The 14,432-nt window shown below is 70.8% G+C and carries 12 protein-coding genes and 1 pseudogene; 4 read left to right on the top strand and 9 right to left on the bottom strand.

The features are described 5' to 3' along the window. Positions 1-4: 4 nt before the first annotated feature. The 3 genes from kdpB to kdpF are packed head-to-tail and all read right to left on the bottom strand — an operon-like array spanning position 5 to position 3,887. Positions 5-2,128, bottom strand: a complete 2,124-nt coding sequence (kdpB, locus tag ACFOSY_RS10820; RefSeq protein ID WP_394306539.1) for a potassium-transporting ATPase subunit KdpB — start codon at positions 2,126-2,128, stop codon at positions 5-7. Beyond that, positions 2,128-3,789, bottom strand: coding sequence for a potassium-transporting ATPase subunit KdpA (kdpA, locus tag ACFOSY_RS10825; protein WP_394306540.1), 1,662 nt, complete (start codon positions 3,787-3,789; stop codon positions 2,128-2,130). The genes kdpB and kdpA overlap by 1 nt, the downstream gene beginning before the upstream one ends. Before the next feature lie 8 nt (positions 3,790-3,797). Further along, positions 3,798-3,887 (bottom strand): K(+)-transporting ATPase subunit F, encoded by a 90-nt coding sequence (kdpF, locus tag ACFOSY_RS10830; protein ID WP_037817630.1) that lies wholly within the window; start codon positions 3,885-3,887, stop codon positions 3,798-3,800. 403 nt (positions 3,888-4,290) lie between these two features. On the opposite strand from kdpF, the pseudogene ACFOSY_RS10835 reads away from it, so the two are divergent. Then, positions 4,291-4,721, top strand: a pseudogene (locus ACFOSY_RS10835) (PPOX class F420-dependent oxidoreductase). A 75-nt stretch (positions 4,722-4,796) separates the two neighbouring features. On the opposite strand, the gene ACFOSY_RS10840 reads toward ACFOSY_RS10835, so the two are convergent. Beyond that, positions 4,797-5,771 carry a helix-turn-helix domain-containing protein gene (locus tag ACFOSY_RS10840; protein ID WP_394306704.1) on the bottom strand — a complete coding sequence of 325 codons (975 nt, stop codon included), beginning with the start codon at positions 5,769-5,771 and terminating at the stop codon, positions 4,797-4,799. Between the two features lie 216 nt (positions 5,772-5,987). Between ACFOSY_RS10840 and ACFOSY_RS10845 the strand changes: the two genes are divergently transcribed. Both ACFOSY_RS10845 and ACFOSY_RS10850 read left to right on the top strand, forming a co-directional pair. Then, the gene (locus ACFOSY_RS10845) at positions 5,988-6,881 is read left to right on the top strand and encodes an NAD(P)-dependent oxidoreductase (protein ID WP_394306541.1); all 894 of its coding nucleotides are present in this window, start codon (positions 5,988-5,990) and stop codon (positions 6,879-6,881) included. A 157-nt stretch (positions 6,882-7,038) separates the two neighbouring features. Next, entirely contained in the window at positions 7,039-8,856 is a 1,818-nt protein-coding gene (locus tag ACFOSY_RS10850; RefSeq protein WP_394306542.1) for a thiamine pyrophosphate-requiring protein, read from the top strand. 234 nt (positions 8,857-9,090) lie between these two features. On the opposite strand, the gene ACFOSY_RS10855 is transcribed toward ACFOSY_RS10850, so the two are convergent. From ACFOSY_RS10855 to ACFOSY_RS10865, 3 genes are read right to left on the bottom strand one after another with little or no spacing between them, the layout of a single operon-like run. Then, a complete protein-coding gene (locus ACFOSY_RS10855) occupies positions 9,091-9,813 on the bottom strand; it encodes an SDR family oxidoreductase (RefSeq protein ID WP_394306543.1) in 723 nt (240 codons plus the stop codon). A gap of 39 nt (positions 9,814-9,852) precedes the next feature. Next, positions 9,853-10,242, bottom strand: a complete 390-nt coding sequence (locus tag ACFOSY_RS10860) for a 5-carboxymethyl-2-hydroxymuconate Delta-isomerase (RefSeq protein WP_394306544.1) — start codon at positions 10,240-10,242, stop codon at positions 9,853-9,855. Positions 10,243-10,301: 59 nt separating this feature from the next. Next, complete coding sequence (locus tag ACFOSY_RS10865; RefSeq protein WP_394306545.1) at positions 10,302-11,741, bottom strand: MFS transporter; 1,440 nt, start codon at positions 11,739-11,741, stop codon at positions 10,302-10,304. A 180-nt stretch (positions 11,742-11,921) separates the two neighbouring features. Between ACFOSY_RS10865 and ACFOSY_RS10870 the strand changes: the two genes are divergently transcribed. Further along, the gene (locus ACFOSY_RS10870; RefSeq protein WP_394306546.1) at positions 11,922-12,275 is read left to right on the top strand and encodes an ArsR/SmtB family transcription factor; all 354 of its coding nucleotides are present in this window, start codon (positions 11,922-11,924) and stop codon (positions 12,273-12,275) included. An 11-nt stretch (positions 12,276-12,286) separates the two neighbouring features. Here the strand turns inward: ACFOSY_RS10870 and ACFOSY_RS10875 are convergent, their stop codons facing one another. Together ACFOSY_RS10875 and ACFOSY_RS10880 are read right to left on the bottom strand one after the other, a co-directional pair. After that, entirely contained in the window at positions 12,287-13,585 is a 1,299-nt protein-coding gene (locus tag ACFOSY_RS10875; RefSeq protein ID WP_394306547.1) for a phthiocerol/phthiodiolone dimycocerosyl transferase family protein, read from the bottom strand. Next, positions 13,558-14,430: an FAH family protein gene (locus ACFOSY_RS10880; RefSeq protein ID WP_394306548.1), complete on the bottom strand. Its 873-nt coding sequence runs from the start codon at positions 14,428-14,430 to the stop codon at positions 13,558-13,560. The genes ACFOSY_RS10875 and ACFOSY_RS10880 overlap by 28 nt, the downstream gene beginning before the upstream one ends. Positions 14,431-14,432: the final 2 nt, after the last annotated feature.

Genomic DNA, 14,432 nt, shown 5'->3' on the forward strand with positions numbered 1-14,432 from the left:
GGTGTCAGCCGATTCCTGGGATGAGGGAGACGAGCAGGTCGACGATCTTGATGCCGACGAAGGGGGCGATCAGGCCGCCCAGGCCGTAGACCGTCAGGTTGCGCCGCAGCAGCCTGTCCGCGCCGACCGGCCGGTACCGCACACCCCTCAGGGCCAGCGGCACCAGGGCGACGATGACGAGCGCGTTGAAGATCACCGCGGACAGGATCGCGGAGTCGGGCGAGGACAGGCCCATGACGTTCAGCTTGCCCAGGCCCGGATACACCGCCGCGAACAGCGCCGGGATGATCGCGAAGTACTTGGCGACGTCGTTGGCGATGGAGAACGTCGTCAACGCACCCCGGGTGATGAGGAGTTGCTTGCCGATCTCGACGATCTCGATCAGCTTGGTCGGGTCGGAGTCGAGGTCGACCATGTTGCCGGCCTCCTTGGCGGCCGACGTACCGCTGTTCATGGCCACGCCGACGTCGGCCTGGGCGAGGGCGGGAGCGTCGTTGGTGCCGTCGCCGGTCATGGCGACGAGCTTCCCGCCGGCCTGCTCGCGCCGGATGAGGGCCATCTTGTCCTCGGGGGTGGCCTCCGCGAGGAAGTCGTCGACCCCGGCCTCCTCGGCGATGACCTTGGCGGTCAGCGGGTTGTCACCGGTGATCATGACGGTCCTGATGCCCATGCGGCGCAGTGCCGCGAACCGCTCGCGCAGGCCGGGCTTGACGACGTCCTTGAGGTGGACGACGCCCAGCACCCGGGCCCCGCGCGCGTCCTCGACCGCGACCAGCAACGGCGTGCCGCCCTCCTCCGAGATGCGGTGGGCGATCCCGTCGGCGTCGTCGGCGACCGTGCCGCCCCGCTCCTCGGCCCAGGCGATGACCGAACCGGCCGCGCCCTTGCGGATTCTGCGTCCGTCGACGTCCACGCCCGACATCCGGGTCCGCGCGGTGAACGCTACCCACTCGGCGCCCGGCAGTTCGTCTCGCCGACGCTCGCGCAGCCCGTACCGCTCCGTGGCGAGGGCGACGACGGAGCGCCCCTCGGGTGTCTCGTCGGCCAGCGACGACAGCTGCGCCGCGTCGGCGAGCTGTACCTCGGTCGAGCCGCGCACCGGGAGGAACTCGACGGCCTGCCGGTTGCCCAGCGTGATGGTGCCGGTCTTGTCCAGGAGCAGGGTGGAGACGTCGCCGGCGGCCTCGACCGCCCGGCCGGACAGGGCGAGCACGTTGCGCTGCACCAGCCGGTCCATCCCGGCGATGCCGATCGCGGAGAGCAGGGCGCCGATGGTGGTCGGGATCAGACAGACCAGCAGGGCGACCAGCACCACCGTCGACAGGTGCGTCCCCGCGTAGCCGGCCAGGGGCGGCAGCGTGACGCAGACGAGCAGGAAGACGATCGTCAGCGAGGCCAGCAGGATGTTCAGGGCGATCTCGTTCGGCGTCCTCTGCCGGGCCGCGCCCTCGACCAGGGTGATCATCCGGTCGACGAAGGTCTCGCCGGGCCTCGTCGTGATCCGGACGACGATACGGTCGGACAGGACCGTCGTGCCGCCGGTGACCGCCGAGCGGTCGCCGCCCGACTCCCGGATGACGGGCGCGGACTCGCCGGTGATCGCCGACTCGTCCACGCTCGCGACGCCCTCGACGACGTCCCCGTCGCCGGGGATGACACCCCCGGCCTCGCAGACGACCAGGTCACCGATCCGCAGCGCGGTGCCGGGCACACGCTCCTCGCGGTCGTCCACGAGCCGGCGCGCCACCGTGTCGGTCCTGGCCTTGCGCAGGGTGTCGGCCTGGGCCTTGCCGCGGCCCTCGGCGACGGCCTCCGCCAGGTTGCCGAAGAGCACCGTCAGCCACAGCCAGGCGCTGATCGTCCAGCCGAACCAGTCGCCTGGGTCGGCGAAGGAACACACCGTGGTCAGCACGGACCCGACCCACACCACGAACATCACGGGGGACTTGACGGTCACGCGCGGGTCGAGCTTGCGGACGGCGTCCGGCAAGGACCTGAGCAGCTGGCGGGAGTCGAAGACGCCCGCGCCGACGCGGCGTTCGGGAGGCTGATGCCTGGTGGGTGCGGCCCGGTGGGGCGCGAGGGTGGGAGTGGACATGGAGTCCCGCTTCTGTACGTCGGTGGTCATCACGCGAGCCCTTCGGCCAGGGGTCCCAGCGCGAGGGCGGGGAAGTAGGTCAGACCGGTGACGATGAGGATCGTGCCGGTCAACAGGCCCGCGTGGAGCGGCTTGTCGGTGCGCAGGGTGCCCGCGGTGACCGGGACCGGCCGCTGCCCGGCGAGCGAGCCGGCCAGCGCCAGCACGAACACCATGGGCAGGAAGCGGCCGAGGAGCATCGCCAGGCCGGTCGTGGTGTTGAACCACTGCGTGTCCGCGTTCAGGCCGGCGAAGGCCGAGCCGTTGTTGTTGGCGCCGGACGTGTAGGCGTAGAGGATCTCGGAGAACCCGTGCGCCCCGCTGTGGGTCATGGAGGCGGCCGGGGTCGGCAGTGCCAGCGCGAGGGCGGTGAGGGGGAGGACGAGGGCCGGGGTGACGAGGATGTAGCAGGCGGCCAGCTTGATCTCGCGGGAGCCGATCTTCCTGCCCAGGTACTCGGGGGTGCGGCCGACCATCAGACCGGCGACGAACACCGCGACAATGGCCATGACCAGCATGCCGTAGAGGCCGCAGCCGACACCGCCGGGCGCGATCTCGCCCAGCATCATGCCGAGCAGGGTGATGCCGCCGCCGAGGCCGGTGAAGGAGGAGTGGAACGAGTCCACCGCACCGGTCGAGGTGAGCGTCGTCGACACCGCGAAGATCGACGAACCGCCGATCCCGAAGCGCACCTCCTTGCCCTCCATCGCGGCGCCCGCGGCCTGAACGGCGGGGCCGTGGTGGGCGAACTCGGTCCACATCATCAGTGCGACGAAGCCGGCCCAGATGGTGGCCATGGTGGCGAGGATCGCGTAACCCTGCCTGACCGAGCCGACCATGAGTCCGAAGGTCCGGGTGAGCGAGAACGGGATCAGCAGGATCAGGTAGATCTCGAAGAGGTTGGTGAAGGGGGTGGGGTTCTCGAAGGGGTGGGCGGAGTTGGCGTTGAAGTAGCCGCCGCCGTTGGTGCCCAGCTCCTTGATGACCTCCTGTGAGGCGACCGCTCCGCCGTTCCACTGCTGCGAGCCGCCCGCGAACTGTCCGACCTCGTGGATGCCGGAGAAGTTCTGGATGACACCGCAGGCGACCAGTACGACGGCGCCGACGACGGCGATCGGGACGAGGACGCGGACGACACCGCGCACCAGGTCGGCCCAGAAGTTTCCGAGCCCGCCGGTGCGGGACCGCGCGAAACCCCGCACGAGCGCCACCGCGACAGCCATGCCGACAGCCGCGGAGACGAAGTTCTGCACGGCGAGGCCGGCGGTCTGCACGACGTGGCCCATGGCCTGCTCGCCGTAGTACGACTGCCAGTTGGTGTTGGTCACGAACGACACGGCGGTGTTGAACGCCTGGTCCGGGTCGATCGAGGCGAAGCCGAGCGAGCCCGGCAGGACGCCCTGGAGGCGCTGAAGCAGGTAGAGGAACAGGACGCCGACGGCGGAGAAGGCGAGGACACCGCGCAGGTAGGCGGGCCAGCGCATCTCCGTGTCGGGGTCGGCACCGATGGCCTTGTAGATCCACTTCTCGACGCGCCAGTGCGTGTCGGAGGTGTAGACCTTGGCCGTCCAGGCGCCGAGGGGCTTGTGGACGAGCGCCAACGCCGCTGCCAGGGCGAGCAGCTGGAGGACGCCCGCGAGGACGGGACCCATCTCGTGGCTCAGAACCTCTCCGGGAAGAGCAGGGCGAGGACGAGATAGCCCAGCAGGGCGACGGCCACGACGAGGCCGACGACGTTCTCGGCGGTCACAGCCTCGTCACCCCCTGGGCGACTAGGGCCACCAGCGCGAACACCGCGACCGTGATGACGACGAAGGCCAGATCGGCCATCGCGAGCTCCTGAAGTGAGGACCGGAAGGACCGGTGGGAACGGACACTTGCAGGAAAGCGCAGGTGCGGCCGGATGAGGCCTGTCGTTGACGCGTCCCATACGGCGGGGGGCGCAGCTTTGACGGCGCCCTGACGCCGTACCGGTGCGGGAGGGGGCGCGAGCCCTCCCGGCGAGCACCTGACCGGGCAGGTCCCCGGCCTGCTGGACCTGGTCCTGCGGCAGGACGGCTGACGGGCCCACGGCTGGACCACCCCGGGCGTCGCTGGGACGCGCCGTGTCCGGTTCGGTGCTCGGTGCCGAAGGCAAGGTCGACAATCGGGGCATGACCTCAACAACCTTCAACCCCCATGCGCTGCTCGCGAAGAGCCGGATCGGTGTGCTCGCGACCATCAAGGCGGACGGGCGGCCTCAGCTCTCCCCCGTCCAGCCGTTCTACGACGCGTCGGCGAACGTCATCCACGTGTCCACCGGCGCCGGCACGGCCAAGGTGGCGAACCTGCGGCGGGACGCCCGGGCCACGCTGGAGGTGACCAGCGCCGACGGGATGTCGTGGGCCACCGCCGAGGGCATCGCCACGATCACCGGTCCGGGCACCGACCCCCAAGGGCCCGAGGTGGAGGCACTGGTGAACTACTACCGGGCCGCCGCCGGGGAGCACCCGGACTGGGACGAGTACCGGTCGGTGATGGTCTCCGACCCCGCGTGCTCATCACGATGACGGTCGACCACGTCTACGGGGCCGACATCAGCTGACGGGGCGGCGGGCGCGGAGTCCGTCGCCGGGGCGTAGCGCGTACGGGGCCCGATGGGCGTCCGGGCCCCGTGGGTTCAGGCGCGCCGGTCGGCCACGCCGTTGCGGCGCGCCGGGCCCGTCCCGAAGGACTGGCGGTAGTCCGTGGGCGTCACCCCGACGTGCAGGGTGAAGTGGCGGCGCATATTGGCCGCCGTGCCCAGGCCGCTGAACTCGCTGACCCGCTCGACGGGCAGGTCGGTGGTCTCCAGCAGGGTCTGTGCGTGCGCGAGGCGCTGGTGGAGCAGCCACTTGAGCGGGGTCATCCCGGTGGCGGCCTGGAGGCGCCGGAAGAAGGTCCGGGTGCTCATCCCGGCCCGCCTGGCCATGCCGTCGACGGTGAGAGGCTGGTCGAGGTGGCGGGCGGCCCAGTCCATGACGGGGGCGAGGCTGTCGTCGTCGGTGACCGGGACGGAGAGGTCCACGAACTGGCTCTGGCCGCCGGGCCGGTGACCGGAGACCACCAGTCGCCGGGCGAGCTGGTTGGCGACATGGGCGCCGAGGTCACGGCGCACGATGTGCAGGCACAGGTCGAGTCCGGCCGTCATGCCGGCACTGGTCAGGACCCGGCCCTCGTCCACGTAGAGGACCGAGTCGTCGACCTCCACCTCGGGGTAACGCCTGGCCAGGTCGGCCGTGTTGAGCCAGTGCGCCGCGGCCCGGCGGCCGTTTAGGAGGCCGGCCTCCGCGAGGGCGAACGCCCCGGTGCACAGGGACACCATGCGGGCGCCGGCGTCGTAGGCGCGGCGCAGGGCGTCGACGAATCCGTCCGGGAGGGACTCCCCCCGATTGACGACGGCGTCCGGCACCGAAGGCACGATCACGGTGCCGGCGGTGACGAGATCCTCGACGCCGTGGGTGGTGCGGACGGAGAACCCCCGTGCCGGGCCTGCGCCCGAGGGCGGGGTCACCGCGCACACCCGCAGGTCGTACCAGGGGTCGGCGAGGTCCGGCTGGGGGTCGCCGAAGACCGCGTAGGCGATGGCCGTCTCGTAGACCTCGCACACCTGCATGTCCGTGTCGTTGACCAGAGCGATGGCGACAGACCCAGGGTTCACGCCGCCGAGCCTACGGCAGGAATTTTGCGGAGGTCGGCACTTCTGCCACTGTCTGCCGCCCGCACCGCGGTGCGAGGGTGACGGGCAGCGGGCGGACCGGCCCTCGCCGGATCGACCGTCGCCGAGATACGGACCCCGCACGTCACGGCGTGCATCGGAACGGGAGTACACATGTCGAAGAAGCGAGCAGCCACGGCTCCGGTGTCGGTCGTCGGCCTGGGCCTGATGGGCCAGGCGTTAGCCGCCGCCTTCCTCGAGGCGGGGCACCCCACCACCGTGTGGAACCGCACGGCCGCCAAGGCCGACCGGCTCGTCACCGAGGGCGCCGTTCGCGCCGGTTCGGTGGCGGAGGCGGTCGCGGCGAGCCCGCTGGTCGTCGTCTGCGTCACGGACTACGCCGCCGTGCGCGAGCTGCTCGACCCGGTGGCCGGCTCGCTCGAGGGCAAGGTGGTGGTGAACCTGACGACGGGCACCTCGACGCAGGCCCGCGAGACCGCCGCATGGGCCGCGGGCCTGGGGACCGCCTACCTCGACGGCGCCGTCATGGCGATCCCGCCGGACATCGCCACCGACGCCGCCGTCCTGCTGTACAGCGGTCCGAAGGCGGCTTTCGAGGAGCACGAGGCGACGCTGCGCGCGCTCGGCCCCGCGGGCACCACGTACCTGGACACCGACCACGCGCTGTCCGCGCTCTACGACATGTCGCTGCTGGGCATCATGTGGGGCATCCTCAACGGCTTCCTCCAGGGCGCCGCCCTGCTGGGCACCGCCAAGGTGAAGGCCACCGCCTTCGCCCCGCTGGCCAACACGATGATCAACGTGGTCACCGAGTACGTGACCGCGTACGCCCCGCAGATCGACGAGGGCGCGTACCCGGCCGGCGACGCCACCATGACCGTCCACCGGGACGCGATGGTGCACCTCGCGGAGGAGAGCGAGACTCTCGGCGTCAACGCCGAACTGCCGCGCTTTTTCGCGGCGCTTGCCGACCGCGCGGTGGCCGACGGCCACGCCGGCAGCGGCTACGCGGCGATGATCGAGCAGTTCCGCAGGCCCGCCGCCTGACCGGCGCGCCCCGCTCCCCCGTCCCGGCTCCCGCACGGACGGCGTTTCGCCCGCACCCGCACGGTTACCCCTGAGGAGTCGTACCCTCGCGCGCCCGCCGTGCACGGTCCGGACGCCGGGGGCAGTGGATCGTCGACGGGATCGGGACGGAGCTCGCATGGCCAGCACCAAGGTGTCCGACTACATCCTCCAGCGCCTGCGCGAGTGGGATGTCGACCATGTCTTCGCCTACGCGGGCGACGGCATCAACGGGCTGCTGGCGGCCTGGGGACGGGCGGACAACAAGCCGAAGTTCGTGCAGGCCCGGCACGAGGAGATGGCCGCGTTCCAGGCCGTCGGCTACGCGAAGTTCTCCGGCAAGGTCGGCGTGTGCGCGGCCACCTCCGGCCCGGGCGCCATCCACCTGCTGAACGGGCTGTACGACGCCAAGCTGGACCACGTTCCCGTCGTCGCCCTGGTGGGGCAGACCAACCGCAGCGCCATGGGCGGCTCCTACCAGCAGGAAGTGGATCTCGCCAGTCTCTTCAAGGACGTCGCCTCCGATTTCTGCGAGACGGCGACCGTCCCCGAGCAGCTGCCCAACCTCATCGACCGCGCCTTCCGCACCGCCTACGCCAGGCGCACCGTCACGGCGATCATCGTGCCCGCCGACGTGCAGGAACTGGACTACAGCCCGCCGACGCACGCCTTCAAGATGGTGCCCTCCAGCCTCGGTCTCGGCCGCTACGCGCCGGTGCCGGCCGACGAGGACCTCCAGCGGGCCGCCGACGTGCTGAACGCCGGTGAGAAGGTCGCCGTGCTGATCGGGCAGGGCGCCCGCGGCGCACGTGAGGAGGTCGAGCGGCTGGCGGACGTCCTCGGCGCCGGGGTGGCCAAGGCGCTGCTCGGCAAGGACGCCCTGCCCGACGACCTGCCCTACGTCACCGGCTCCATCGGACTGCTGGGCACCCGCCCCTCCTACGAGCTGATGCAGGGGTGCGACACCCTGCTGATGATCGGCTCCAGCTTCCCGTACACGCAGTTCATGCCGGAACTGGACCAGGCGCGGGCCGTGCAGATCGACATCGACCCGCACATGATCGGTTTGCGCTACCCCAACGAGGTGAACCTCGTCGGCGACGCCCGCGAGACGCTGCGCCGCCTGCTGCCCAAGCTGCACCGCAAGCAGGACCGGGCCTGGCGGGAGGAGATCGAGAAGAACGTCGCCCGCTGGTGGGAGGTCATGCAGCGGCGCGCCGCCGTCGGCGCCGACCCCGTCAACCCCGAGTACGTCGTCCACGCCCTGGACGGCAAGCTGCCCGACGACGTGATCCTCGCCGCCGACTCCGGTTCCTCCGCGAACTGGTACGCCCGGCACCTCAGGCTGCGCGGCCGGATGCGCGGCTCCCTGTCCGGCACCCTGGCGACGATGGGCCCCGGCGTGCCGTACGCCATCGGCGCGAAGTTCGCCCACCCCGACCGGCCGGCGATCGCCCTGGTCGGGGACGGGGCCATGCAGATGAACGGCATGATGGAGATGGTCACCGCCGCCAAGTACTACCGCGAGTGGTCCGACCCCCGGCTGATCGTCGCCGTGCTGAACAACGGCGACCTGAACCAGGTCACCTGGGAGATGCGCGCCATGTCCGGCGCCCCGCAGTTCGAGGAGTCGCAGCACATCCCGGACCTGCCGTACGCGGACATCGCCCGGCACATCGGCCTGGACGGCGTGCGGGTGGAGAAGCCCGAGCAGGTCGAGGACGCCTGGGACCGGGCCCTGGCCGCCGACCGGCCGTTCGTCATCGACTTCCGCACCGACCCGGCCGTGCCGCCGATCCCGCCGCACGCCTCGCTGGACCAGATCGAGGCCGCGGCCACCGCGATCCTCAAGGGCGACAGCGACCGCGGCTCCGTGGTGAAGCAGGGCCTGAAGGCCAAGGTGCAGGAGATGCTGCCCGGCAGCCGCCACCGCGACGACGGCCCCGGGCAGGCGTAGCGCGGACGATCGCGCCGCAGGTGGGGCACCTGATCCCATCGATGCCCTCCGGGCCGAGCCGGTTGAGGGGCGTGTCGAAGACCACGACCGGTGGATCCGCCCAGCAGCGGGACCCCGATGCACAGCAGCCGGGTCACGCCGGGGGGGTGCGATCGGCCCGGCGTGACATCTCCTTGCGGCGTCCTGTCTGCATCTCATCAGTGCCGCGCATTGCCTCACGCCGGCGGCCGACCGTCAGGCGATGGTTCCTCCTCCGTCGACGTACACGGTGGTGCCCGTCGCATAGACGTTGGTCGAGAGGAAGAGCACCGCCTGAGCGACGTCGGCCGCCTCACCCACGCGACCGACGGGCAGGCGCCGGGCCACAGCCTCGTACATGTGCTCACGGGCGGTTGCCTCCATCCCCTCCCACAGCGGGGTCCGCAGCAAACCCGGTGAGACAGCGTTGACGCGCAGCGGGGCACACTCGAGGGCCAGGCCACGGACAAGAGCTTCGAGTGCCGCGTTGATGGCGCTCTGCAGAGCCGATGCCTTGCCGGGGCGCTGGGAGAGGTAGCCGGCGAGCAGCGTCAACGAGCCGGAGGACTTGACGCGAACGGCTCGGGCGATGCGGTAGGCGCCCCAGAACTTACTGTCCATGGCAGCGTACGCGTCGGACAGCGGCAGGGCGTCGACGCGCCCCATGGGAGTTTCCCCGGCTGTGACGACGACGTGGTCGAACTCCCCGGCTGCGGCGGCGAACTTTTCCACCCCTTCGTCGGAGCGGATGTCCAGGGCCTGGCCGGTCGCCGTTCCGCCGAGTCCGGCGAGTTCGGCAAGGGCCGCTTCGAGTCGCTGCGGGCTTCGCGAGGCTATGACGGTGTCGGCGCCCTGCACGACGAACTCGCTTGCGGTGGCCAGTCCGACACCGGATGTGCCGCCGACGACCAGGACGCGCTGGTCTGCGTATGCGCTCATGACGGGATCTGCTCCTGTACCTGGATGGGGTGCGGCGGGTCAGGCCGCCGAATGGCTGCCGTGGTTCTCCGACCGCGTCCGGGCATAGCTCGGGCGGTCAAGTTCGGTGATCTGGACGGAGAGGTCGCAGTCCGTCTCTCGTAGGGTGGCTTCGAAGGCGGCGGCGAGCACGGCCAGGGCCGCCTCGCTCACCGCCGCTCGGACATCGGGAGACTTACCGCCGAACGTCCGCACGTCGAGATTGACGAAGGACTGCTCGCGGGTGCCGTCTCCGATGACGTATTGGTCCATGCGCACGGCACGGCTCTTGAAGTCCTGCACACGGAAGCCGCCGACCGCGGCCAGCTCGGTGTGCAGTTTCCCGAAGAGGACGGCCGCGTCCATGGGCTCCCGGACGTTGCCTGAGTATTCGAGCACGAGGTGAGGCATGGGACTCCTGCCGGGTCGGGGGTGAACGGAGGAGGCGCCGTGCGGCCGGCTTCCGGCCGTCAGCGCGCATCGACGCCACTCGGGGCGGGCGTGGCCGCCGCCGGTGACGCCTCGGCGGATGTACGGGGCTTGCGGAGGCCGACGGTGCTCAGCGCCGCGCTGACGGCGACGGCCGCCACGGCCGAGAGCAGGGCGGCCCGCAGTCCTGACGGGAACTGGTCGGAGGCCGCCTCGCCGACGAGCAGGCCCATCACCGCGACCCCGATGAGTCCGCCCACCTGGCGTGAGGCGTTGAGGACTCCGGAGGCGATGCCGGCGTTGGCCGGGTCCACCGAGCCGAGCATGGCGTTCGTCATGGACGGGACGACCAGGCCGATACCGAAGCCGGCGACGACGAACTGGACGGTCATCTGCGCGTACGCCCCGGAACCGACGACCGGCACGGTGGCCAGGTAGCCGAGGGCGGCCAGGGTGTTGCCGGTGATCAGCACGGTCCGGGCGCCGAACCGCCCGACGAGCGGTCCGCACGCCAGGTTCGCGGCCATGATGGCGGCCGTCATCGGCAGGAACGCGAGCCCGGCGACGAGGGGTGAGTAGTCCCGGACCTGCTGGAAGAAGAGACTGAAGACGAAGATCAGGCCGTAGAAGGCGAAGTTCAGCAGCACGCCGATGAGGGACGTGGAGGTGAACGCCTTCCGGCCGAACAGGTGCAGCGGAAGCATCGGGTCACCGCTGCGGCGCTCCACCATGACGAACGCGACGAGCGCGACGAGGAAGACGGCCCAGCAGGTGAGGACGACGGCCGAGGTCCAGCCCTGCGCGTTGGCCTCGACGACGGCTCCGGTGAAGGCGCCCAGGCCGACCACGGCGAGCACCTGACCGGGCAGGTCCAGCGAGCGTCGGACCGAGGTGTCGCGGGTGGGAGCGGGCCTGGCGTAGGCGCGGACGAGCACGATGCCGAGGGCGGCGATGGGAACGTTGACGTAGAAGATGGAGCGCCAGCCGAGCGAGTCCACCAGGAGGCCGCCCACGACCGGACCGAGCGCGAGGGCGAGTCCGCCGGCCGCGGCCCACAGGCTCACGGCGCGGGTGCGCTCGGCGGGGTCGGGGAAGTTGGTGTTCACGATCGACAGGGACGACGGCACGATCAGCGCGGCGCCGATGCCCTGGGCCACGCGGGCCGCGATCAGGGTGACCAGGGAGGGGGCGGCTCCGCAGGCCAGCGACGTCACGGCGAAGAGCGCGAAGCCCGTGACGAAGATCTGCTTGGGGTCGTACCGGTCGCCCATGGCGCCGGCGGTCAGGAGGAAGGCGGCGAAGGTGAGCGTGTAGCCGTTGATCACCCACTCCAGACCGGACAGACTGCCGCCGAAGTCCACGGCGAGGGCCTTGGTGGCGACGTTCACGACGCTGACGTCCAGGATGACGACCACGAAGCCGAGACAGGCCGCGAAGAGCGTCAGTCCGGGCCGGGGCTTGTGAGGTTGGGTCTGTGGCACGGGTCTTCCTTCCTTGTGCCGGAGGCTATGGGGGGATGCGAGTCGGGCCACGGGCCGCCGACTGCGGTAGACTGTTCGTCTGCAAGCGAACAGTCTGAGTGTATGCAGATCATCGAACACTCTGCAATCCGTGCACGGCACCCGTCACGGACCAAGCGAGTCAGGACGGAGCAACCAGCCATGACGGCACCGCACCGGCAGCCGACGGCAGCCACGGGCAGCCACCGCACGCCTCCGGTCCACACGCATCCTGGTGACGTCCCACTGGAGACGGCGCTGCTCGCCCTCGCCGACCCGGTCCGGCAGACCCTCGTACGCGAGCTCGCCGGAGCCGGGGACTGGGAGCGCTCATGCGGAAGCTTCGACGTGCCGGTCACCAAGGCGACTCTCAGCCGCCATTTCGCGGTACTGCGTGAGGCCGGGCTGCTGGAACAGCGCGACGCCGGCCCCAAGCGTCTCAACCGTCTGCGGCGCGCCGAGTTCGACGAGCGCTTCCCCGGCCTGCTCGACCTGGTGCTGCGGCAAGGCATCTGACGGGTCCATGCCTATACCTCCTGGACCTCGCTCCGGCACACCGCATCCGGGCTCACCGCCCGGTCGTGCAGTGCCTTCGCCACGCTCCGCACCATGTCCGGGTCGGTGCTCGGAGTGCCGAAGGCGAGCGCCGTCCTGAACTCCCCGCCCAGGGTTCCGAGATGCAGGACGACGCCATAATTGGCACCGGTCCGGTTGACCACCGTCCGGTAGCCGGTGACCCGATCCGTGTGCGGGCCTAGGGCAGGGTCCACTACTCCGACGTTGGTGATGCAGATTCCGGGGGCCGACCCGGCGGCCGCGGTCTGTTCGACCGCCCGGCGGATCGCCGCGTGCTCCCGCACCGGCGGGCGCCAAGCCGCGTCCGTCCGCTCGAGCAACGTCGCGTATTGCCGCGCGTGATCGAGTAGATCGCCTCGGTCCAGCCGCAGGGGCACATCCACTACGTTGATGAAGCAGCCCACGTCCGGCAGCGTGGCACTCTCCTTGTACCTCTTCCGAAGGGACACTGCCGTGAACAGGGCGACCTCCGTACGGCCGGTGGCCACCGCGAACGACTCGGCGAGTGCTGCCGCAAAAAACTGATTGACTGTCACGCCCACTCTCTTGCACCGGGCTTTGAGCGCCAGGCTTTCTCGACGAGTGAGCGCCAGCGGGACGAAGTCCGCGCCCCGCTCGCACCACGGCCGGTGATCCGCGAACGGAACCGGCTCGGGCCGCGCGGCGAGCGGCGCGGTCGGCCGCCCGGGCGGGCAGTAGGTCAGCTCGTCGCCGTTGGGGGCCATGCTCCGCACATCGTGGGGACTTGACGCGCCCGCGGAGCCGAACAGCGCGTCCAGCAGGGCGCGGACGACGGCTCCGGTGGAATGACCGTCCGAGATGGCGTGGTTGCGGGAGAAGTAGAGGTGCGCCGTCCCCGCGCGGGGGTCGCGCACGAGGCGCAGTCGCCACAGCGGACCACCAGTCGGAAGTACGTCGTTGAGTTCCTGTCGCAACACGTCGTCCGGCGTCTGAGGTGGAGCGAGCCGGCTGTGCCGGATCTGCCCGGCGCGTGGCCCGGGGCCCGAAGTGAACCACAGGCCGTCCGACCGTTCCTCGATGCGCAGCGACAGCAGCGGCAGTCCGCCGGCCCAACGCTCGGCACCCTGGCGGAAGTGCTCCGGATCGAGGTCACCGCGCACCGTGATGTGGGTGGTGACCTGGGTGGTGCCGTGCATCAGGGCGTGGGTGTACGCGAACGCCGCCTCGATGTCGCTGAGTCTGCGCGGCAAGGCCACGGCGATCACTTCCGCCCGGGGTCGCGCGTCCACGCCAGCGGGTGGGAAAGCCGCACCTTGTGGCTCGCGACGTCGATCGTGACACGGTCGCCGTCCATGACCCGGAAACCCGCGTGGTAGCTGCCGCGGTCGGCGCCCAGGTAGACGTAGTGCACCCGGCCGGGGTGATGGAGGGCCTCGTAGGAGAAGACGCGGGACATCATCGAGGGCACGTCGTAGTGAAGCGCGTCGGTACCGGTGGTGAACGAGCCCGTCCACACCGGCGCGCCGCTCCGTTCGACGGTGACCTCGCCGGTGACCGAGCGGGGCGGCTCGCCCAGGTGCAGCCAGGGGGCCACGCCGGCGTCACACAGCTTCGCGTACGACAGATGCCCGGCATGCTGCTTGAAGCGGCCGATGTCGGTAAGGTCGTTGCCGAAGGTGTAGCCGACATACCGCGGCCTGCCGTGTGCGTCACCGACGTGGACGAGAACCACCTCGGCCTCCTCGCACACGGCCACGGCGTCGGCGGGCACGGACAGAGACTCACCCGGCACCTTCAGAGCGCCCCCGAGTCCCTTCACGAACCAGTTGGGCTGGTCCGGGACTTCGGCGTCGACCTTCACGTTGTGCGTCATCATGAAGCCGCTGACCAGAGCGTCCCCGACGTGTGCGGGCAGGAGCGGCGGCAGCATTCGTACACTGTCACGGTCGTCGGCCGGTACCTCGACGAAGGACCGGCCCCGCACGAGCGCCTCCCGGTCGCCGTTCGCCGCGCTCAGCAGTGCGGCCAGGCTGTCGCCGGCCAGCGGGTACAGGCGTAGGGGAGCGCCGGACTCGGGCAGGCCGAGTCCGAAACAACGCTTGTCGTCGTGGACGCATTCGAAGACCACCGTCATGG

This window comes from Streptomyces lusitanus, from assembly GCF_042647945.1.
Classification (GTDB): Bacteria; Actinomycetota; Actinomycetes; order Streptomycetales; family Streptomycetaceae; genus Streptomyces; species Streptomyces pseudogriseolus.

Coding starts and splice junctions, on each gene's coding strand:
- ACFOSY_RS10840 (WP_394306704.1), bottom strand. CDS start 5,771: ATGCAGGTGTGCGAGGTCTACGAGACGGCCATCGCCTACGCGGTCTTC.
- kdpA (WP_394306540.1), bottom strand. CDS start 3,789: ATGGGTCCCGTCCTCGCGGGCGTCCTCCAGCTGCTCGCCCTGGCAGCG.
- ACFOSY_RS10880 (WP_394306548.1), bottom strand. CDS start 14,430: ATGACGGTGGTCTTCGAATGCGTCCACGACGACAAGCGTTGTTTCGGA.
- ACFOSY_RS10850 (WP_394306542.1), top strand. CDS start 7,039: ATGGCCAGCACCAAGGTGTCCGACTACATCCTCCAGCGCCTGCGCGAG.
- ACFOSY_RS10860 (WP_394306544.1), bottom strand. CDS start 10,242: ATGCCTCACCTCGTGCTCGAATACTCAGGCAACGTCCGGGAGCCCATG.
- ACFOSY_RS10870 (WP_394306546.1), top strand. CDS start 11,922: ATGACGGCACCGCACCGGCAGCCGACGGCAGCCACGGGCAGCCACCGC.
- ACFOSY_RS10855 (WP_394306543.1), bottom strand. CDS start 9,813: ATGAGCGCATACGCAGACCAGCGCGTCCTGGTCGTCGGCGGCACATCC.
- ACFOSY_RS10845 (WP_394306541.1), top strand. CDS start 5,988: ATGTCGAAGAAGCGAGCAGCCACGGCTCCGGTGTCGGTCGTCGGCCTG.
- kdpB (WP_394306539.1), bottom strand. CDS start 2,128: ATGACCACCGACGTACAGAAGCGGGACTCCATGTCCACTCCCACCCTC.